The organism is Spirosoma pollinicola, assembly GCF_002831565.1.
Classification (GTDB): domain Bacteria; phylum Bacteroidota; class Bacteroidia; order Cytophagales; family Spirosomataceae; genus Spirosoma; species Spirosoma pollinicola.
The window spans coordinates 2474752-2497566 of record NZ_CP025096.1; the positions used below are offsets into that span (position 1 = coordinate 2474752).

General features: G+C 51.4%; 11 protein-coding genes. 6 read left to right on the top strand and 5 right to left on the bottom strand.

Going from position 1 to position 22815, the window contains the following annotated elements:
• Window positions 1–65: 65 nt before the first annotated feature.
• The gene (locus tag CWM47_RS10580; protein ID WP_100987948.1) at window positions 66–851 is read right to left on the bottom strand and encodes a cysteine hydrolase family protein; all 786 of its coding nucleotides are present in this window, start codon (window positions 849–851) and stop codon (window positions 66–68) included.
• Between the two features lie 293 nt (window positions 852–1144).
• On the opposite strand from CWM47_RS10580, the gene CWM47_RS10585 reads away from it, so the two are divergent.
• The 6 genes from CWM47_RS10585 (at window position 1145) to CWM47_RS10610 (ending at window position 13932) form a co-directional block, all read left to right on the top strand.
• Window positions 1145–2500 carry a thioredoxin family protein gene (locus CWM47_RS10585; RefSeq protein WP_100987949.1) on the top strand — a complete coding sequence of 452 codons (1356 nt, stop codon included), beginning with the start codon at window positions 1145–1147 and terminating at the stop codon, window positions 2498–2500.
• A gap of 67 nt (window positions 2501–2567) precedes the next feature.
• A complete protein-coding gene (gene prmA, locus CWM47_RS10590) occupies window positions 2568–3443 on the top strand; it encodes a 50S ribosomal protein L11 methyltransferase (RefSeq protein ID WP_100987950.1) in 876 nt (291 codons plus the stop codon).
• A gap of 97 nt (window positions 3444–3540) precedes the next feature.
• Window positions 3541–8730 carry a hypothetical protein gene (locus CWM47_RS10595; RefSeq protein WP_240625830.1) on the top strand — a complete coding sequence of 1730 codons (5190 nt, stop codon included), beginning with the start codon at window positions 3541–3543 and terminating at the stop codon, window positions 8728–8730.
• Window positions 8731–8830: 100 nt separating this feature from the next.
• Window positions 8831–9760: a CPBP family intramembrane glutamic endopeptidase gene (locus CWM47_RS10600; protein WP_100987952.1), complete on the top strand. Its 930-nt coding sequence runs from the start codon at window positions 8831–8833 to the stop codon at window positions 9758–9760.
• 196 nt (window positions 9761–9956) lie between these two features.
• Window positions 9957–11696 (top strand): GMC oxidoreductase, encoded by a 1740-nt coding sequence (locus CWM47_RS10605; RefSeq protein ID WP_100987953.1) that lies wholly within the window; start codon window positions 9957–9959, stop codon window positions 11694–11696.
• A 136-nt stretch (window positions 11697–11832) separates the two neighbouring features.
• A complete protein-coding gene (locus tag CWM47_RS10610; RefSeq protein WP_206170633.1) occupies window positions 11833–13932 on the top strand; it encodes a beta-galactosidase in 2100 nt (699 codons plus the stop codon).
• 48 nt (window positions 13933–13980) lie between these two features.
• Here the strand turns inward: CWM47_RS10610 and CWM47_RS10615 are convergent, their stop codons facing one another.
• The 4 genes from CWM47_RS10615 to CWM47_RS10630 form a co-directional block, all read right to left on the bottom strand.
• Window positions 13981–16269 carry an FAD-dependent oxidoreductase gene (locus tag CWM47_RS10615; RefSeq protein WP_100987954.1) on the bottom strand — a complete coding sequence of 763 codons (2289 nt, stop codon included), beginning with the start codon at window positions 16267–16269 and terminating at the stop codon, window positions 13981–13983.
• A complete protein-coding gene (locus CWM47_RS10620; RefSeq protein ID WP_100987955.1) occupies window positions 16244–18307 on the bottom strand; it encodes a glycoside hydrolase family 2 protein in 2064 nt (687 codons plus the stop codon). The genes CWM47_RS10615 and CWM47_RS10620 overlap by 26 nt, the downstream gene beginning before the upstream one ends.
• A 38-nt stretch (window positions 18308–18345) precedes the next feature.
• The gene (locus CWM47_RS10625; protein WP_100987956.1) at window positions 18346–20070 is read right to left on the bottom strand and encodes a sodium:solute symporter family protein; all 1725 of its coding nucleotides are present in this window, start codon (window positions 20068–20070) and stop codon (window positions 18346–18348) included.
• A 169-nt stretch (window positions 20071–20239) separates the two neighbouring features.
• Window positions 20240–22813, bottom strand: coding sequence for a glycoside hydrolase family protein (locus tag CWM47_RS10630; protein WP_100987957.1), 2574 nt, complete (start codon window positions 22811–22813; stop codon window positions 20240–20242).
• Window positions 22814–22815: the final 2 nt, after the last annotated feature.

Genomic DNA, 22815 nt, shown 5'->3' on the forward strand with positions numbered 1-22815 from the left:
GAGCCTAATAAGGTACAGGTTTTACTAAAAGTAAGCCACCCACTCGTTTCTAAACTGAGGGGGAGCTATGCGAAAATAGCGACCGATTCAACAAAGTGCACGTTTTGGGCACGCGCTTCGGCATAAATTGGATCGGCAAGGAAGCCCAGTCCTGTTACATCCGACATGCAATCGGTAACGACCACGAGCTTCGGCACCATCTCCGGCGCAAAGTCAATAATCTGTTTCAGGCTGTTAGCTACACAATGCGATTTAGCTTCGCCCATCAGGTAAACAGCATCAAAACTGCTCAGATCGGCAATAAGCGCCGTGTTGAGTTGCGTGTCGGAGATGGCCGGGTCTGGCACCTGCGCTCTAAAAACACCGAAATGCTCCGATAGCGGGTATAAACCCTTCTGCACCGCTACATAGTCGAGGTCGCGTTTGCGTGACCAATCTTTAAGTGCATCGAGCAGCGTGTCATGCAGAGCGGCCCCCTTTGACCCAATCAAGCAGTGTTCAGGCCAGATAAAGTGCGCAAACTGCCCATCGGCTTCCAGATCGTGAATATATTGTTTCGCTTTGTCGACCGAAAATCGGGGTATCCACCGACCAGCGTCGACGTCAGCGCCTGTAATCTGAGTAAATGGATTGGGGTGGTTTCCTGCGTCATCATGCCAGAACAGCGGGTGAGCAATGTCCAGTATATGATGTGTATCGAGAGTAACAACGATATGATCAATTTGTTGAGCGTGTTGCCGAATCAGATTGGCCATGCGTTCTACATCTTGCTCAGCCCCCGGCACAAATAAAGCACCTTCAGAATGGCAGAAATCGAACTGGGTATCAATGATAAGGAAAGCATTTTTCATAGAGTGACCGTCTGTTGTGAGGTACTTTCAACTAATAACGTCAGACTGTCAAATGTAAGGCCCGTTTGCCAATTTCATAACTGTGCACGAAGTCAGTTTCTGCCGGGATTACACGCCGGAACGACTTTTTAATTACTTGCCAAGGCCAATGATCGCGTTGATCCATCCTAATATTTTTGTTCTTCGAATTTGCGTATTGGATAAAATGGGAGCGATCTATCATCCTGCATGAGTACGGTATTTCATGTTTTCATGTATCTTGCCAGCACACTTCTTTTCCCTTTTATCAACGTATGAACTATTTCTATTCCTTGTTAATTGTACTTGCCCTGATGCCCGGCTTACTATCGGCGCAAGGCATTGTTTTTGAAAAAGGCGACTGGAGCGATGCCGTAAAGAAGGCCAAAAAAGAAAAGAAACTGCTCTTTCTTCACTTCGATAAGCCAGATTGTGGTATGTGTACCGAAGTGGCGTCGACCGCCTTCAATAGTCCGCTTATGAAGGAGAAATTTGCCCTGCATTTTGTGAGTTTCCGGCTTGACGGTACCACGGGTATTGGCAAAGAGCTGGCCGATCGGCTGGCAGTCGAATGCACACCCTCTTCGGTTTATCTGGACGCCGATGAAAACCCATTGGTCCGGTACTGTGGCAGTACAAGCTTTGACCGGCTCTATCTCGAAAAAGCAGAAGAAGCCTTTGCAAAGAGTCGGGAAAGACCCTTAAAATCAATGGCAGATGCTTACGCCAAAGGCGATCGCTCTTCGGCGCTGATGCGGGCGTATATCGATCGCCTGCGCGAACTGGATTTGCCGAATACCGAACCGCTGGAGGCCTATGTGATGAGCTCACCTGCCGATTCGCTACGGTCGGGTCAGGTGCTGCGGTTTATTTTTGAACAGGCTCCCGTTGTAGGCAGCAAAGCTGATTCCTTATTTCGAAGAGACTACCCTAAAGTAGATAGCCTATATAAAGCGGTGGGCTGGAACAAGGCCGTTGAGCTGAACAATAGGATTACGAATAACTCCCTGCGAAAGGCCATTAAAGAAAAGAACGTACAGCTAGCCAATCGAACAGCTTTTTTTCGGCAACGGACCTACAACAACGACTATAAAAATGGACTGGCTGCCCGCAACTGGGTGATGATGCGCTATTTTCGGGGCGTTAATGACACGCTTCAATACCTCATACTTGCGTCAGATTACTACGACAAACAATTCATGACTGCCCGGGTCGACTCTGTTCAAAAACTGGACGAACTGGAAAGCCAGCGTCGGATGCGGGGTGAATTTACCGGGCCAAATGGTACTGTTACGCGTCCATCGAAGCCCGGACAAATGGTGTCGGTAATGGCTTTCCCAAACACGCAACGATTTGTTAGTGCGCTCAATCAGGCCGCAATGGATTTTCAGGAGCTGACGCGCGATTCAGTTTATCTTACTAAAGCACTAAGCTGGTCGAAGCGCACGCTGGAGTATCGGGAAGATGGGGCACTGATGGACACATACGCACGGGTTCTGTACCGGCTTGGCCGAAAAGAAGAGGCTTTGGAGTGGCAGAATAAAGCCATTAAAAAAGAGAAAGAACGTAATTCGCCAATGATCGCTTCGCTGGAAGAGACCCTGAAGAAAATGAAAAACGATACGTTTTAAGGGTGTTACTTTGTTAGTTTCTGGAAGGGTGAGCCAAATGGCTTGCCCTTTTTCGTTACTTTGAGGTATGAATTATAGTGAACTCCAATTGCGCCTGTCGCCCGATTACACAGATATCCTTACGGCCGAACTGGCCGAACTTGGTTATGAGTCATTTGTGGAAACCGATGAAGGACTGAACGCCTACATTGTCGAGCCTGATTTTGATGAGCAGGCCATACAGGAATTGATTGCGAAATACGCCGATCAGACAGCAATAGCCTACGAAGTCAATTCGTTAGAAAAGCGGAACTGGAACGCTGAGTGGGAGAGAGATTATGAGCCGATAGAAGTAGCTGACCAAGTCCGGGTTCGGGCGTCCTTCCATGAGTCGGATGCCCGATTTCGTTACGACGTTGTTATTAATCCGAAGATGTCGTTCGGGACGGGCCACCACGAAACTACGGCCATGATGATGGAACAACAGCTTGGTCTTGATTTTGCTGGCAAAACGGTACTTGATGTGGGCAGTGGAACGGGTATTCTGGCCGTTCTGGCCGCTAAAATGGGGGCGAAGTCGGTGCTGGCGTTCGACATTGAAGAATGGGCCGTTGAAAACGCCCGCGAAAATGCCGAACTAAACGACTGCCCGCAAATTACGGTGTTCCAGGGGACGATTGATGACATAAATCCACCGGGCAATATGTTGGATTGGACGCCTGCGGTTTTTGACATTGTACTCGCTAACATCAACCGAAATGTATTGCTCCGCGAGGTTCCAATTTATGCCGATTTATTAAAGGAAGGCGGGTATTTGCTCGTCAGCGGTTTCTATGAACATGATGCGGTTGATATTGAACAGAAAGCGCGTGAAGCCGGTCTCACGTCTGTAAAAGGAATGTCGATTCGGGAGTGGACATCACTTGTCTTTCAACGGTCAACCTGGGTGCAAGGTGTTATGTAAACATCTGAAAGGATAAGTAACAAATCAATGGACGTCTTTGGCATTTTATAAGCGTTGAGAACGTGCTAATCACGTTTTTATTAGCTACCGGATGAATATGAATCAAGAAAGATATAAGTTCCTAGGGATTTTTACCACCCCCAACCCCCTCCTAAAACAGGAGGGGGCTAGAACAAAGGTAGCCCGTTTCAAAGCCCCCTCCTGTTTTAGGAGGGGGTTGGGGGTGGTAAAATGTACATTAGCTGTTGCCCTGTTTGCCCTTACCTTGTCCGTAAGCTTCGGGCAGGCGGTTCGGCTTTCCGACAAGCCCGATCAGTTTATGGCCGAGGTACAGAAATTGATGGCAACAGGCGGGCCGGTGGCCGTGCGGGCCGGAACCGATCTGCAGTCGCTATGGTCGGAAAGTAAGCTTACTGCACCGCAGCAGGAACGTGTAATGGCCCTCAGCCGGAAAATGAACCAGAAACGGCTTCAGCCAGCTACACATTTTGTGCCTTTTTATGAAGCCCTGTATCATGCCGTAAACGCTCCTCAACAAACGGCTGTCTCCGGTGCTGTTGATGGTATTTTGACCATATCCGAAAAACTGTTTGAGGCTAATGACCCTAAAGTATTTGCCCGTAGTCTTGAAACGGCCCGGCGCTTCCTGGAACGGCGTGAACTCTATACCAGTACCTACAACAAGCTCTATGCGCTGGGTGGAACGTTTCAGTTTCGTTATGTAGACGGTGTACAGCCCACGCAGCCGGGTGCTGTACAAACCCCCGCCGATTCGATTGCTTCAGCCAAAGCATCGGCCGAACGTTCACGTTTCGATGGTTGGGATACGCCCGCGTCTGATTCGACCCAACCCCGCCAGCTTGGCGCTCAGTTTGTGCCCCAGCGCCGGGTGATGCCCGCCGTATCGGGCGTGGTGCTGAGTCTGAACGATGTCGCGCTGGCGATCAAAGCCAATGGCGATTCGGCGGTACTGTCGAATACGGGTGGCGATCTGATGCTTAAAGACGGAACGTTCGTTGGCAAGGGAGGGAAATTTACGTGGGGAACGGTTGGCCGTCCCGATATCTTCGTAACCCTGAGCGATTACTCGCTGGCGACGATGACTCCGCGCCTTCAGGCCGACGACGTGACGTTAACATACGGGAGCAGCAAGCCTGTTAAAGGTGTTTTTGAGTATGTGAGTAAGAAAAAGGGCGGGCCGGTAACGTATCCGCGCTTTATGTCCTGGCAGAATGATGTTAAACTCCCCGATTTAGGCCCCGATGTCGATTACCGGGGTGGATTGGCTTTGTCGGGTACGCAGATGGTGGGCGCTTCGGCAAGCGGGCAACCGGCGCAGATCATAGTGAAATACAAGGGCAAACCAGCTTTTAAAGCCAGTAGCCGACGGTTTGATTTCGGTCTGAGCGACACGACCCGGTATGTTAGCACAGGGTCTGTGGCTTTGCGTCCCGATTCAACACAGGCCGGGCTGGCGCAGTCAGGGTTCAACACAACGGTAGAACCTGCCAAACCGGCGGCTAGCGCACGCCCCATGATTTCGGCGGCATCGGCTTCGTTTGTGGGGTACGTCGATACGGATTCGATTTCGCACCCATCGGTAAAGTTTCGGTACGACAAAAGCCAGCGTATTGCCTGGCTCGATCGCGAGCAGCGCACCGATTACGCCCGGGTTCCCTATGCCGATTCGTACCATAAGTTTTACATTTTGCCTGAGGTCGTGCGCTGGGATTTGCCGCGCCGGAAAGTAGATTTCTATCAGGTAGGCGCCAAACAGGAAGTGCCGGTTCGGTTTGAGTCGTACGATTACTTTCATCCCCAACGCTACAGCGATCTGACAGTTGATTATGGGTTTCACCCGCTGCAAATCGTAGCGAACTACATTTCGACCAAGAAGCAACAGACATTTCTGGACGATGACATTATCCAGTTTGCGAAAAATGTAAACCCAACATCGCTCCGGGGGGCGCTAAACCGCATGGTGCTGGAAGGGTATATCGACCGGGAGCCCAATACCGCTGTGATGCGCCTGAGCCGAAAAGGCTATTTATATGTGCTCGCCTATACGCAAAAGCGCGATTACGATAATTTCCAGGTGCAGTCGTTATTCGCTTCCAACGACAGCATTAAAAATGCGACGATAAACCTCGATGATAAAATTCTGACCATTCGGGGCGTTAACCGCTTTACGTTGTCCGATTCTCTTAAAATAGTTGGCTTTCCATCCGATAAAACCTTGCGGGTAGGAAAGGGGCGGAATTTTACCCTCAATGGCCAGCTCAAGGCTGGAACCTTACGGTATGCGGGACGTGATCTCAAATTCGATTACGACAAGTTTGGAATGACGCTTAATAAAATAGACTCCATCACGTTCTCCTCGCAGAAACTGGCGGCTCAGGGTAAAGAGGGTGAAATAGGGGGCGATATTAAATACGAAAATCCGGGTACAGTGTATCTGGGAAGCGCCGACAATAAATCGGGGCGAATTGCGGGTAAGAGAACCACCCAGCGACTGGTAATGCCCGAAGGGATGACGGTTTATTTTAACCAGCCCATTCGCGGAGATATCACCTACAATCAGAAAGTTTACTTCAAAATTCCGGTTATCGACAACGACAGCCTCGGCAAGGGCGATATCTCGTTTATCGGCACGTTCTATTCCGACGGGATTTTTCCGCCGTTCAAAGCCGAGCTAAAAACCATGCCCGACAACACGCTTGGCTTTGTGCATAAAGCTCCGGCAACGGGCTATCCGGTTTACAGTGCTAAAAAAGGTACGTTGCCATCGACGGTTAAGTTTACGGGCGAACTGACGATGGACAAAAGCGGGCTTCGGTCCGAAGGGGTTTTGAACCACCTGACCGCCAGTCTGAACGCCAAAGGCATTTTATTTATGACCGATTCGCTACTGGCTTCGGGCGATAAGGGCGAGGTGAAGGAAGGTTTGATTGGGAAGGCCTATTTCCCTCAGGTGCAACTGAATAATTACAGCATGAAGTGGTGGCCAAAGGCAGATAGCATGGTTATCACGACGCAAAAAAATAACTTCAATTTCTATAACGCCACCACCAACCTCGAAGGTGGGTTAGCCCTGCGTTCGTCGGGGCTGTTTGGCAATGGCACGCTACGTCGGAAAGATTCTGAAGCGGTTTCCAACAGTATCAAGTTCAATAAAGAAGGATTCATTGCCACAAATGCACAGTTCAAAATTATAGCCGATAAAGAAACCCCCGGTACTCAAATCGGTAAGCCTATTCTGTTAGGCGATGGTGTGAATGTAGATTTCAATCAGGTAAAAGGTATTGTTGGACTAGCGATCACGAAAAAAGAAAGCCTGGACGACTCCGCAAGTGCCAGTATGGAGTTTCCATTTGCCGCCTACAAAACCAATATTAACCGGGCGCAGTGGAATATCAATGCCAAGACCATAGCCATGAAGGGGGATGTGAAAACGTCGACCTTCACCGCTACGGCCGATGAGCAGGAGAAACTGACTTTCAATGGATCGGCCGCTTTGTATGACGTTGAAAAACGGATGCTCAATATTAGTGGCGTACCGTATGTTACATCGGCCGATGCCCGTATTTATCCCGACAAAGGGCAGGTAACTATTCGTCGGAATGGGGAAATGCTGGCCTTGAAAAACGCCAGGCTGGAATTAGACACCGTCAGTCTGTTTCACCGACTTAAAAACGGGAATATTCAAATACTTTCCCGAACCAAGTTCGCTGGCGATGCAACGTATCAGTTTGCTACCGCCAAAGGCGACACGGCCAGTATTAAAATGGGGAGTTTTGAATTAAAAGAAGCGCCCGCCGTAGCTGCTTCGACCCTAACCGCCGATGCAAAGAAGCCAGCTGATATAAAGAAGTCAGCGAAAAGTCGGCGGAATGTCCTGAAAACGGAAACCGTAACCTATTTCACGGTGGCTCGTGCTGAGGTTGACGAAGACGATAATTTGCAGCTGGCTCCCAAAATGCTGTTTAAAGGGAACATCACGATGCAGGCTCCGGCACCCGATCTGGCAATGGATGGCTTTATTAAACCAGCGCTGAAAAAACGGCAGGACCTTGTAGGCGGCTGGATTCCATTCAAGGAAAAAGTAGAAGAACGGCTGGAAATTAAGGTCGATAAAAACCTGAAAAATGAAGGCGCTCAACAACTGGTGGCGGGTATTCATTTCCGGGCGGGCGGGGCTGGTCTGTATCCAACGTTCCTATCGCCAAAAGAGGACAATAGAGACGATGACCTGTTCACGGCTACGGGTATTATGCGCTACGACGATAAAGATAAGGTGTATCGAATTGCGTCAAAGGGGAATGATCCTTTGCCTAGTTCGCCCGGTGATATAACGCCTGTTGCAGTTGCTGCGGATAGTGCGGGTAGTGTTGCCAGCGCCGATGAGGAGGTCGAGAACGCGTTTACGTTCAACGATGCCCGCGGCCTTATGACGTTTAAAGGCAAGTTGAATCTGTTGAATTCGGCCCCGCACGAGTACTTGTTGGCGTCTGGCTCGGCTCGGATCAATATTGACAGTAGCCAGTATCGGTTTAACACCCTCCTGGCCTTTGCTTTCCCAATTCCAGACCCAATCAATGCACTCATTTCTGATAAAATTGTGAAAGCAAATCAGGAAGAGAAAAACGACGAAGCCGCCGACGATGACTTGAACCGACTGTCAGATAAGCTGCTGCCCCTGATTGGTCAGCAAGCCGTGGACGCCTACCGGGTTAAAGCACAGAATGCACATGCACCACTCAACCAGGCCTCCCCGAAATTGACTGCGATGCTGGTGCTGGCCAATGCTAATCTCAGATGGTCGACCAAGTTCAGTGCATTCTACAGCACGGGTAAGTTGGGCGTATCGAACATGATGGCCACAGACGTGAATGCCCAAATGGATGGATTTGTCGAGCTCAGAAAGACTGGCAACGGTGATGAAGCGAGTATCTATCTGGAATCGTCGCCGGATGTGTGGGTGTACTACGATTATAAACCGGGCAGTACGCCAACTGCGCTTGGGCAATTGGCCATTGTAACGTCGGAGCAGGACATTAATGACCAGCTACTGGCAGGCTCTAAAAATTCATCTAAACAGACAATTGAACTGGTGGCAGCAACCGTCGATGAGAAAACCCTCTTCGTAGACCGGTATCTGGATCAGTACAAAACGAAAACCAAGCCTGTGCCGAAACCCAAGCCACAACCCGGCCAGAAAGTGGTGAAGGAGGAGAAAAAGAAAGACGAGAAGAAAAAAGACAAAGAGGCTGAGAAAGAAGGGTTTTAATGTTTTTTTGTCATTCCGACAAAGGAGGAATCATAAAGTCCCTCAGTAGGCAACTTTGAGATTCCTCCTTTGTCGGAATGACAAAAACAGCAACCCATACGTGAAAGCCCTCTGGCGCGACCTGCGCGACCATCTCCGTACCGACTTTCGTCCTGATCTCTATGCGGCTTCCGCTCTCTGGGCGGCACTGCTCATTACCGTCAATTTCTATTTCGATCTCGAAGACAAGTACATCGACTCGTTTCAGCGAAAGCCTGCCTGGGCTATCTTGTACTTCTGCTTGTATGCCACTGCTTATTATGTCAGTGTTTGGCTTTGGACACATTTTCATAAACGACCAGACGTCTGGAAAAGCCGGGCGTTCTGGGCGCGTAGTGGTGTTGCATTGATAAGCTATTCGATCTACAGCGGCTTCTATGAAGACTATGAGTGGAGCCTGAAACTCTTTGACGGCAAGATATACGTATATGTGTATTACTGTCTGCACAACCTGCAGTCGGTATTGACCATTGTCTTGCCGCTTTACCTATTCTATAAACTTGCAGACCCATATCCGTCAAGTTTCTACGGGATGGCTCCCAAGCGTAAAGGATTAGTTCTCTACGCGCTCATGCTGGCTCTGATGATTCCACTTATCACACTGGCGTCGTTTCAGCCCGATTTTCTGCAATCCTACCCGACTTACCACGACACGAATGCCAATGAGTTTTTTGGCGTGTCCGAGTGGGTAACCGCGCTCATTTACGAGCTTTGTTACGGCTGGGACTTTGTGCCAACGGAGTTGCTTTTTCGGGGCTTTCTTGTTATTGGAATGAGCCGGGTGCTGGGCCGTGGAGCAGTGTTGCCAATGGTTGTATGGTACTGCTCCATCCATTTCGGTCGACCTCTGGGAGAAGCCGTTTCGTCTTTGTTCGGAGGCTATATACTGGGCGTCCTGGCTTTGAGTACCCGGAGCATCTGGGGCGGGCTACTCATTCACATCGGCATTGCCTGGGGCATGGAGATTGCCGCCTTTTTGCAACGTCAGTAGTACCGACCGTCCCGGTCGGGCGAAATAGTAGTTAGTACACGGCCGACCGGGACGGTCAGTACTACATGTAAACAGTATCCTGCGCTGTCGGGCAGATTTTCAAACCTGTCCTCACAGAAGAAATTGATATAATTTCTTTGCTCACCTTGCGCTTTCCTTTGCGCCTTTGCGTTTAAAATAAAACGGTACATTCGTTATGACCCACTCAAATAAATCCACCCAGCCTCCCATTCCGTCCGGAAAGAAATTTGACGCTATTGTTGTCGGTTCAGGCATAAGTGGCGGGTGGTCGGCAAAGGAGCTTTGCGAGAAAGGGCTGAACGTGTTGCTGCTCGAACGAGGCCGCATGATCGAGCACGTATCAGACTATCACACGGCCACCATGAACCCGTGGGATTTTCCGCACCGCAACCAGAGCATGCCGCTGGATGAACTCAAAAAATACCCCGTTCAGAACCGAACGGGTTTTACTATTACCGAAGCCACGCACCAGCATTTTGTCAACGATCTGGACAATCCGTATGTCGAAGAGAAGCCTTTCGACTGGATTCGGGGGTATCATGTGGGTGGCAAATCGCTGATGTGGGGCCGGTACTCGTTCCGGTTCTCTGATCTCGATTTCGAAGCCAATGCCAAAGAGGGTATTGCCACCGATTGGCCCATTCGCTATAAAGACATTGCGCCCTGGTACGACTATGTCGAGAAATTTGCCGGAATCGCCGGTGACCGCGACGGACTGCCGCACCTGCCCGACGGTCAGTTTCAGCCCGCCCTGCCCGACAATTGTGTCGAAGCGCATTTGCGGAAAAGCGTAAACGGAATGTTCCCCGACCGGAAAGTGATCTCGGCGCGGGCCGCTCACTTAACGGCACCCACGCCAGAGCAAACGAGTCTGGGACGTGCCAAGTGCCAGTTCCGGAACTTGTGCATGCGGGGTTGTCCGTATGGAGCCTATTTTAGCACACAATCGGCCACGTTGCCTGCCGCCCGGCGAACCAAACGACTAACCGTTCGACCACATTCTATTGTCAACTCAATTATCTATGATGAAAAGTCTGGCCGGGCAACGGGCGTTCGGGTTATTGATGAACAGACGCACCAGTGGCACGAGTTTAACGCCAGCATTATTTTCCTGAACGCGTCGGCACTCGGGTCGACTTACATCCTGATGAACTCCAAATCCAATCGGTTTCCGAATGGGATGGACGACAGTGGGCAGTTGGGCCGTAACCTGATGGATCACCATTTTCATGTGGGAGCCACCGCCGACTATGAGCACGATCTGGATAAATACTATTATGGTCGGCACCCTGCCGGACTATATATTCCCCGTTTTCGAAATTTGCCGGGACAGCCAAATCAGCCCTTTACCCGAGGGTATGGCTTTGAAGTGTACACCAACCGCGAAAACTGGGACCACGCCCACCACGACGAAGGTTTTGGCGCTGATTTTAAAGAAAAGGCTACGCAGTTCGGCGACTGGAAAATCACGCTCGACGCCTTTGGCGAATGCATGCCCTACGAAGATAACCGGGTTTATCTGACCAGCGAGATCACTGACAAATGGGGTCAGCCGGTGTTGAAAATGGATGTTCACTACCGAGAAAACGAAACTCTCATGCGGAAAGACGCGCAGGAACAGGCTGTTCAGATGCTTGAAAAGTCGGGTTTCTCAAACATTAAAGGATTCGATGCACAGGCGCACCCGGGCTTGAGCATCCACGAAATGGGCACGGCCCGCATGGGTACATCACCTAAAAACTCGGTCTTCAATAAATTTAACCAGCATCACATCGTCAAAAACGTATTCTGCACCGATGGGGCATCCATGACTTCATCGCCCTGTCAGAACCCATCGCTTACCTACATGGCCCTGTCTGCCCGAGCTGCCGATTATGCCGTGAAGGCGTTGAAACGGGGTGATCTAAAACGATGACTTATGTGGCCCACCATCCACGCTACACAAACGTTAAATCCAAACAATTAAGCAAAATGGACAATGATAAAATCTGATTTCCAGATCGAAATTCATTCTACATTATTCATTTTACATTTAATTAACCCACTTTATCATGACCAGACGATTACTACTCCTGTTACCCCTGCTCCTATGTCTGACCAGCGTTGTACACGCACAGAACCTCAAATTGGATAAACTTCTTTTCGGGGTTGCCTATTACGATGAATATATGCCCTACGAGAGGCTGGACAAGGATATCGCGATGATGAAAGATGCGGGTATCAACGTTGTGCGTATCGCCGAATCGACCTGGAGCACGGTAGAACCGCAGGAGGGGACATTTGATTTTACCCACATCGACCGGGTGCTGAATGCCATGCATAAGGCAGGTATACAGGTTATTGTGGGTACGCCCACCTACGCCGTTCCTACCTGGCTGGTGCATAAATACCCCGATGTACTGGCTATTACTCCTCAAGGCCAGAACCAATACGGCCCTCGCCAGAATATGGATATTAGTAACTCTCATTTTCGAACGCATGCCGAACAGGTTATCCGGGCGATCATGAAACACGTAAAAGATCACCCGGCCATCATTGGCTATCAGGTCGATAACGAGACGAAAGCCTATAATACAACGGGGCCTAGTGTACAGAAGATCTTTGTTGCATACATGAAAGACAAGTACAAGTCGCTGGACGTGATCAACGAAATTTATGGCCTAGATTACTGGAGCAACCGAATCAATACATGGGAGGATTTTCCGTCAACGGTAGGTACTATCAACGCCAGTCTGGCGGCAGAGTTCGCCACGTTTCAGCGGAAACTGGTAACGGATTATCTGGCGTGGCAAACGGCAATGGTCAACGAATACAAGAAACCAGGCCAGTTCGTTACACAGAATTTTGATCTGGAATGGCGGGGATACTCATACGGTATCCAGCCCGACGTCGATCATTTCGCGGCTGCCAAAGCTCTGGATATTGCGGGCATCGACATTTACCACCCCACGCAGGATCAGCTTACAGGTACCGAAATATCATTTGGGGGCGACGTGACCCGGTCTATGAAAACAAATGCGTCGAACTATGGCAAGAATTATCTGGTGCTGGAAACCGAAGCACAGGGTTTTCCGCAATGGGTGCCATATCCAGGGCAGTTGCGGTTACAGGCATTTAGTCACTTGGCGTCGGGCGCGGTCATGCTCGAATACTGGCATTGGCATTCGATTCATAATTCGGCAGAAACCTATTGGAAAGGCTTGTTGAGTCATGATTTCGAGCCAAATCCTACCTATAACGAAGCCAAAACCATCGGAAAAGATTTCGCCCGGCTTAGCTCGCAGTTAGTAAATATCAAGAAAACGAATTCGGCAGCAATTCTCTTCAGCAACGTAGCATTGACCGGATTCAACGCCTTTAGTTTTGGCTGGGGTGCCCGCGAGAAGTATAATGATGTGCTCCGGCCCATGTACGATGCCCTGTACAAAATGAACATCGGCGTCGATTTTGTCGACCCGTCGAGTACCAATCTGGACCAGTACAAATTGATTGTTGTTCCGGCTCTATATGCCGCTTCCGATGCGTTGCTGGAACGGTTGAACCTGTTTGTGAAAAATGGTGGGCATATCGTTTACACGTTCAAAAGTGGTTTTTCGGACGAGAATGTGAAGGTGAGGACTACCCGCCAACCGGGTATTATCAGCGAAGCCTGCGGTATTTCGTACTCACAGTTTACCATTCCCCGGCAGGTTTCGCTGAAAAATGACCCCTTTCAGGTTGGCAAGGACAACAATTCGGTCAAGACCTGGATGGAATTGATTACGCCAACCACCGCGAAGGTACTGGCCTCCTACGAACACCCGGTTTGGGGACAATATGCGGCCATCACCCAAAACAGCTACGGCAAAGGCATAGCTACCTATATAGGTTGCATGACGAGCGATGCCGTTTTGCAAAAAGTCCTGGAAACTGCCGCTAAAAAAGCAAACGTCTGGGGCTTGGATCAACAATTGACGTTTCCTCTGATTACCAAATCAGGTGTTAATCAACAGGGCAAGGCGGTTCATTATTACTTCAACTATTCGTCTGTGCCAGCGTCTGTTACGTATCCGTATGCAAACGGTAAAGAGTTGATTTCAAGTAAGCCCGCGTTGAAAAACGCAGCCCTGAAATTGGGTGCCTGGGATGTCAAGGTTGTTGAGGAGAATTAAGGATTTATTATTGATCTGTACAACGGACGGGGCCGCCCGTTGTACAGATCAATAACACCGCACTTCCATAAGCGACGCGGGTACAAAATCAGCTTGCCCCATGCCATTCTTCTTTAAATGGATGGTCAGGTGGCTGGTCGTGATCGGTTGCTCAAACCGGATTGTATTGCTCGTCTGATGATTATCCGTTTGGTGAAAAATGCGCTTCTGTCGGTCATTGCACACGATGTATTCGGGTACACAAAACGGCGAAACGGTTTCTGGATGAATCATAATAACTGTTTCAAGCGGGTGGTCGAAGTCGGTATCGAAACGAAGTTCGACCCGGCTAATGCGCTGCGGACTTAGCCAGCTTAGGGTTAACGTTGGATTGGCGTCGTCTGTAGCGGCTACCCAGCCGTTGGGCTGGTTCGTTGGGCGTTGAACGCCGTTAATTACGTTTGCCGGACTAAACAACTGGATGCCGGACTGAATGCGCAACGCGATATTTTGACCCGCAGGCCGACGTTCGGGGCACCAGAACTCAAACGTATCGACGCCAATATCGTCTGTTGGCTCCTGCTTGCCGTAGTTCGAAACGGCGGGATTAATCTTGTTGAAAACCGACAACACGCCTGTTACACGCAACTGGCTGTACTGAAGTTGAACATGCTCATTCTTCATGAACATCACGAACACATAGCCTGACTCGTTCAACTGGCTATTGAATAGTAAAACCACATCCTGTTCCCCCTTCAAGAGTGGAATCGTCAGTGTTTCCATCGTCACATCGGGCGTATGGTTGAAGGACTTACTGCTACGTCGCAGTTCGACCGTTAATGTTGTCGGCTGATCGATGGTGGCGAAGGCGGTCATTTGCGGAATGGGCCCCGCAGGCAAAGGCAGCATCTGCGCCGATGAGTAGGTCAATGGTTGCAGCGGCCCATTGGGTGGCAGTTCGGTCAGGACAAATTCGCTGGATGCAGTTAGGGTTGCCTGCCGGGCAAGGTCATTTTTGTCATTTAGATACAGACCGGGGATGTGATGCCCGGTTTTCAATAGTTCCTGTTGTACCGTTGTTATCCGGGTCGGGTCCGTCAGGTCGCGCGGAATCAATCCTTCCCGACTACACACCGAAGCAGCCATACCGACAGCCTGCGCGACGTGTGCCCCCGTTGCCATGACCCTTGATGAGCCGAAGGCCACGTGCGACGCACTGATGATGCGCCCGGCCAGGAACAGATTCCTGATGTTTCGGCTATAGAGACACCGATATGGAATTTGGTATAAACCCTTGCTGTGCCACTGATTACAGCCCGGCTTCTCCGAAAAAATACCATCGGCCGGGTGCAGGTCGATAGACCAGCCGCCAAACGCCACTGCGTCGGAGTGGGTGCGCTGCTCGACTATATCCTGTTGGGTCAGCATGTAATCGCCTTCGAACCGGCGACTCTCGCGTTTGCCGGGTATCTGCCCGACCCATTCCAGCGTCATTGTCTCGGCTTCGGGAAACAGGCCTGAGTTTTTGATGTGGTGCCAAACGCCGTACACTACTTTCCAAAGTTCCCATTTGATGGTTTCGGTATCGTGCACCGTATCCAGACGCCCGCCATACTCGATCCACCAAAGCTGACAGCCGTATTCCTGCGCATTGAACCGTTTGTAACGGGGAATTTTGGTGATGTCGTCCAGCGCATAGGCGGGTGGTACAAAGCGCACCGGCCGACCTGTGTCTTTGGTGTAGAAATACAGCGAATGACCCAGCAGTTCGCCGTATTCGGCGGTGGGCGCAAACTTCTCACCGAATTCTTCCCGACTTTCGGCCCCCATCCGAAACGCAGCCCCCGCCTGAAACCCAACGATACCGTCGCCGGATGCGTCGCAGAAAAGCGGAGCTACCAGTTCATAACTGGTGCTGTTTTGGCTGCAAAAGGCTTTCAGGCCGCTGATAGTTTCGGCGTCAGCCTTTTCCACTTCATACACCGCTGTATTCAGTAAGAGTTTGATATTCGGTTCCAGTACCACTTTTTCGAGCAGGATGGTGTCGAAAATTAGCGGATTGCCTTCTGGATTTCGGTAAAGGTTTTCGAGGAGAAGTTCGTCGATAACACCCCCTTCCCGCGCCCAGCGGTTATTGTTGCCCATATGCGAGGTGGCGCCCAGCACCCACAGCCGCACTTCGCTGGACGAGTTGCCGCCCAGAACCGGCCGGTCCTGGACCAGAATAACGGTTGTCCCGGCACGGGCTGCCGTAATGGCGCAACAAACCCCCGACAAACCCCCGCCAACCACCAGCAGGTCGGCGTCGTGTCGAACAGTTTTTAAGGGTCGTTTATCGGTTGCTTGTTCGCGTATCATTCGTTGAGTCGATGGTTTGGGTAAGAATGGAAAAGCCGGTTGGTTTAATGACTTCGACGGTTAGGGTGTTGTCGAAACCACGAACCGGGAGGATCATCGTGGCACTTTGGCCCGGTTGTAAATCGGGAATGAGCATGGTTGTGGCCTGTGTTTTCAGTTGATACTTCTTGAGGGTATAAGCCGGGAAATCAGCACGGGCAGTTACCCGTAGTGTTACCGTATGAACACCCTCTTTTCCGCTAGTCCAGCTTACTTTTTCGACGGTGACGGGAGCCATGCCAGTCTGGTGCGCCTTATAGAGCAACCGTTTCGAGCGGTCGCCCCGAACGAGGCCCCACGGGCGGGTGCCGTCCGGATTCGTGCCGTCGTGCCGGCTCAGGTAATCGTTAAACGACCACCACGACGCGCCCACTACGTAGGGCAGTTGCCGAATATCAGTCAGGAATTTCTCGATGTGCGTCACCTGCCCGGCTTCGCCGTCTTTTCCATCGGCCCGCGTGCCGTATTCACTGATGAAAATCGGCTTGTCGGGGTAGAGGGAGTGAATGTGTTTCAGAATGTTGGTGTGGTTACCGTAGGTGTTTGTCGACACGAAGTCGCAGTACTGAGTAGCCTCATCTTCAGGTTTTTTGGGTAGTGTATTCAACCGCATCGATGCGAAGGTGTACAGGCGGGTAGGGTCGAGTTCGCGGGCGTAGGCAATCATATCTTTGGTCCACCGCTGCCCCGCCGGTTGTTCGGACAGGTACTCGTTGCCCACACTATAGGCAATCACGCTGGGGTGATTCCAGTCGCGTTCGGCCATCTCGCGAAACTGCTGCCGGAACTTGGTACGCATGGTGTCGTTGTCCATCTGTCGGGGGGTCAATTGCCAGTTGCCCGCTTCGCTGATGATAAGCATCCCGTTGCGGTCGGCCCAGTCATAAACGGTTTCGGAAGGCGTGTAGTGGGTAAGTCGATGGAGTTCCATACCCGCTTCTTTCATCAGACGCATATCTTTTTCCACCAGCCAATCGGGTTCCAGTGACCCCAGACCAGCATAATCGACTACCCTGTTCCCTCCCGCAACTTTAATCGGCTGACCGTTCAGCAGCAATTGCGCGTTTCGAACCTCCACTTTCCGAATCCCGAAGTGCGACCGGACGGTGTCACTCCCCATGATCACCTGTACATCGTATAACGTCGGCTGGTCGATGCTCCACAGCTTCACATCGGCGGCTTTCAGTACCGTTTCGGCTTCCAGCAAGACTGTTTGGTTAATCGATATCGTACCGGATGCCTGTTTCCAGGTCAGTACAACGGGTTTGCCGCTCTGCTCTACCCGAAAAGCCAGTCTGGGCGAAACTGTCTGCTTTCCGGCGTTCCGGATTCGGGTTCTGATTTTGAGGGAAGATGTGCCTTTTGAGAGGTCGGGTGTGGCTTCGACTTTTATGTTTTCAACGTATACCTCAGGCTCAACGGTCAGGTAAACCGGCCGAATAAGACCACCGTAATTGACCCATCCCGGAAAGGATTCGGGTAGGTTGTTGTCCTTCGATCCGGGGATGGTCGTTGTTTTCCACGTATTGTTATTAACCGAAATAGCGATTGTATTGATTCCGCCATTCGTCCGGTCGGGTTTCAGATAGTTGGTAATGTCAAACTGAAAGGGCGTGTAGCCGCCTTCGTGCGTCCCGACTTTCTGGTTGTTTATCCAGACCGTTGTTTCGTAATAGGCTGCATCGACGTGAAGGATGACACGTTTACCCGCCGTTGCCTGAAAGGGAAACGACCGCCGGTACCAGGCTGTCCCGGTATAAAATTGGTAGCGGGGATCGACCGAAAAACAATGCGGCACCGTCACTTTATCCCAGCGATTTAGCGAGGCATCATCGTTGTACCATTTTCCCCGCTCACCAGCATCAACGGGGTCGAGGGCAAACCGCCATTCGCCATGCAATGGAATCGCGTTCGGGTCGCGGATAGTGTATTGGCCAATACTGGGACGTGCCAGGATAACCAGTAATAGAAGTGTTAAGGCGTAATTTATTATTCTCATTTGTACGTATTTTGAAAGCCTATGAGGTCTTTGAGGCCTTATAGGTTTGGTTGGAATTTCTCTGTTTTTGGTGTTTCGGTCACCAACTGAACCCGCTGGGCCGCCCGCCAGGGAATCAGCGCCAGCACAAGAACTACTGCCGAAATTGTCGCCGTTATACCTGCGCCTTCTGTAGTCAGGAAACTCAGGCCACACAGCATCAGTGCCGTAAATACCAGTGAGCCCGAAATGACCCGCAACCCAAACCGGTTCTGTTTTCGTACCGCCAGCGCTTCTTCCGGCGATTCGGCCTGGGCGTCGTCGCGTTTTTGCTGGCGGGCAATCAGGTAGCTGTAATACTCCTGCGCGACGTTGTCTTTCGACCGCTGCCACAGCTCGTAGCCCAGCAACATCAGAAAGGGAAGTCCAATACCAACGATGGTTTCTTCGGCCCTTGTCAGCTTAAAACCGAGCAATAGGGGAGCCAGAATTTTGAAGAACAAATTGACGCTTAAGCTGATGCCGGTTATCCAGAGGGTAGCGCGGCTGGTCAGGCGTTTGGAAAACAGCGACCAGAGGGGAGGGGCCAGCAGCGGGCCGCCCGAAATAGACGAAATGCTCAGGACAACTTCTACAATACCACCAGCCGCCGGAACCATCAGCGCAATGCCGATCATGCCCAAACCAAATAGCCACGACGACCCGCGCGCCACCCGAATCAACTGTTTATCCGAAGCCGTTGGGTTAATCAACCCTTTGTAAATGTCATTCGTAAATACCGCCGAAACGACGTTTAAGGCCGTATTCGCACTGGCTGAGGTTGAGAAATACATGCCCGTGAGCATTAGGCCCAGCAAACCCGGTGGCAGCACCAGTTTACAGATCATCAGATATGCATTTTCCGTATCAAGACCGGTGAGGGATGGATTAATGACTCTGTAGATCATGGGCGGCAACATCCAGATAACGGGACTGATGAGGTACAAACCCGCAAACAGAAACGCTACTTTCTTTGCCGATTTCGGACTGTCGACGCTGGTGTACCGCTGCACAAACGTCCAGTTGCCGCCAATGTAGCAGATGTGGTACAGCACAAAAGCGGCCACGAAACCAAAGGTGTATTCGCCATTCAGGAGGTTGAAAAAATCATCTGGCACGGCTTTCAGAAATCCCTCGAAACCACCCACCCGGTCGAGGGACAGCGGCAGCAGAATGAACACCGCTGCCGACAGAACCACGAACTGCAAAATGTCCGTTACCATTACCGCCCAAAGCCCGCCAACGGCTGTGTAGGCAATCATGAAAAAGCCCAGCCCTATGGTACAGGGCACCAACGGCAAGTTGAGCGAAACACTCACCAGCTTCGCCACCGGGTACAGTACCGACCCTTTGATGAACAGCGATACCAGTGTAAAAATGAAGATGTACACTTTCTGAACCGTTGCCCCCAGCCGTTCCCGAATAAACTCGGCGGCTGTGAGGGCGCCCGTCTGCTTCCAGCGTGGAGCGAGGTATAAGCCCGTCACCAGTGCACCAATGCACATGGTCCACTGAATGGTGATAGCTACCCAGCCGTGTTTGTATGCAATAGAGCCCCAGGCCACGAACGTACCGGCCGAGAAAAAGCTCATGAACAGGGACAGCCCCCCAATAAACCAGGGCACCGCTTCGCCCCCCGCAAAGAACGATTTCAGGTTGCGGCCCGTCCGGGCAAACAGCATCCCTATGGCGAGCACAAAAGCCGAAAAAATGACGATGACCGCCGTATCAATAGTTGTATTCATAATTTTTAAGGGTGTTTACCCCACCTCCGGCCCCTACCCCTGAAAACAGGGGAGGGGTGAAAGCCAATGGTAGTAATCGCCCAGTTCCACTATTTGGAAGAGGGATAATTTACAAGAGCCACCCCTCTCCTTTTTTCAAGGGGAGGGGCCGGGGGTGGGGTAGATACAATTACCTCAAATCCACTTCCAGCACCCCTTGTCCGAAGCCCGGCAGATCGAGCGCAAAAGCATCCACCGAAATTGCCTGATTTGTGGGTAGCCAGCGGGCACTGGCAATGGTTTTTTGCAGGACTGCCGGATTTAGTCTTACCGTTGTCTTTGTTGCCTGCGCCCGGTTGTTCTGCAAAACGATAAATAGTTTTTTCTGGTCGGCAGAACGGGCCAGGATGTAGTCGATGACCGGGCTGCCGGGTTGAACCAGCCCATCCTGAATGAGCAGGCTGGCGGTTTGTCCGTAAACGGTCCCGGCACTGAAACCATAGGTCTGGTGCGGGCCAACCTTGGGCGTGACAAACCCGCGTGGGAAAAGCACTTTCCCATCGGAGCGCAATTCGGCTTCGGCCATCAGGTAGTCGGTGAGCCAACCAATTTGCCACCAGGCATGGTGTGGATACGGGCCGGACCCTTTGTTCATCCGCTCCCAGTAATAGGACGCAACACTCGTTTTCGGGTCGACAAACGCATCCCGACCGATAGCCCCCGCGCGGGCCATATCCGCAAAAATCGGCTCTTTCGTTAGCTGATACATGCGAATGAACAGACCCGCGTGACTGCACAACTGAATGGGCCCCAGCCGCGTGGCTGAGCCGAAGATGCCGCCGTGTTCGAAACTCAAGCCCGTCTGGCTGATCTCCCAGTCTTCGCGCGGAATGCCGTTAACCGTTTTGGGTTTGTGGCTGGCGATGGGATGCGTATAAATGGAGGTCGTGTAAATCTTGGCCGTCGTAATGGCCGCCCGTTGGTAGCGGGTATCTTTTGTTAAATCAAACAAATCCAGCAACGCCTGCGCCGACTGGCCGGTGGCAAAGTCGGGGGCGTAGCGGGCATCGCCACACACACCCAGAAAACTACCCGTTTCAACCGCGTTTTTGACAAACCAGTCGGCTCCTTTGCGGGCTGCCGCCAGATACTTCGGATCTTTCAGGATTCGGTAGGCAACAATCAGGCCGTAGAACGTAGGGCGCACATCCTGAATATCCGTGAAGATTTCTTTCTCCGTATTGCGGTCGTAAGCCACGGCCCATCGGCCATCGGGTTTCTGCCAGGTCAACAGGCGGTCGGCTCCCAACCGAAGCCGCTCCTTAAGTTCCGAATTGACCGGGTCGAAAAGGAGCATGTTGCCAATATCGAGCATGGTGTAATACGTCAGGCCAATCGGCTCGACAACGGAACCCCACTCTTCCACAAACTTCTTGGATTTTGCCAGATAATATTGCCCTTCGGGAGCGCCTTTGAAAAAACTGTTGCCGGTTTCCTGCTGCGCCAGTTTGAAGTTTTCGGCGTAGGGGAGCACGTTTTCGGTCAGGAGCGGGTCGTGGGTGGCGTTGGCTAGCATCCACATGGCGCCGTAATCCGAATTTTTCATAGCGTCTTTGTTAGAACCCACCACGCCACCCAGATACGACTGCGCCCCGAGCTTTTTACCCTCAAACTCTTCAACGTTCCATAATGACGTTTTGGGGTCGATGAGGTACTGGTGCATTTTCGAGATACGATCCGTCAGCGATTGTTTGGATTGCCGCAACGCCAGCGTTTCTTTAAACTGATAAACATCGTAAACCGCGTGATTCAGCGCCTTGAACCAGTCGCCGTCTGTCAGGCTGTAGCGAAAGGTGTAGCTGATGATCTGGCCGGGTTGCAGGCTTGACTTCGGCTCGCCCAGAACGGGGTAATAAAGCGTTGGCGAAAGCTGCGCCTTGCGGTTCATGTGCGACAGACCAATCTCCCAGTCAATCTGCGTGCTTTTGTCGACCGCCCAGGGGTCACGCGATAGCCCTGGCTCTGGAATGACCGAGAGCGTAACACCAGTTTTCGTCGTAATCATCGGACAAAGGGTGCTGGCACATCGCTCCCGGTACACCGCCGGTATCGTCGGAATGCCATGCCCGTAGGCGTAGGCCAATGCAAAGTTTGGCTGGAGTTTATTGCCCAGAAAGTAGCCCGGAATGGCTGCCCAGGCCAGGTTCTGTTCCGAAACACTAGCCAGCGTTGGACTTGCCAGTGAGAAATACCCCGGTTTTTTCGCCGTAACGGTCTGCTTGACAATAATATCGGACGGAAATTTAGGGTCAAATGACCAAAGCGTACTGATGGTAGCTGCGTCCGTTTCCTGCTGAAACGACAGGCTATTGCCACCCGTTTGCTTGGCGGTTTTCGGGAAGAAATAAAGAGCCGTTCCGGCTTTGTTCAGCGAAACGGGGCTGGTGCTTTCGGCCCATTGTTTCTGCTGGTAATGGTATTTTTCGGTAGGAAACTCGTTGCCTGTAATATCTTTAAAGGTCGTATCGGGCTTCTCGGAAGGTTTATCCGCAGCATACAGCAGCGTATTTTCGCCGGAGGGTGCTGGCATGGTCACCCAGGCCGCGCCTTTCCGAACGGCCACCTGCTCAATGACCCAGCCATTTGGCGTGTTTTTCCAGATGACCTTAACGCGCTCGTTCGCCAGTGATAGCGGCTGGTTTGATTGAGCCAGCACGGCCGTCCAACAAAGGGTTAAAAGAGCAATTTTCCAGATAGATTGCATTG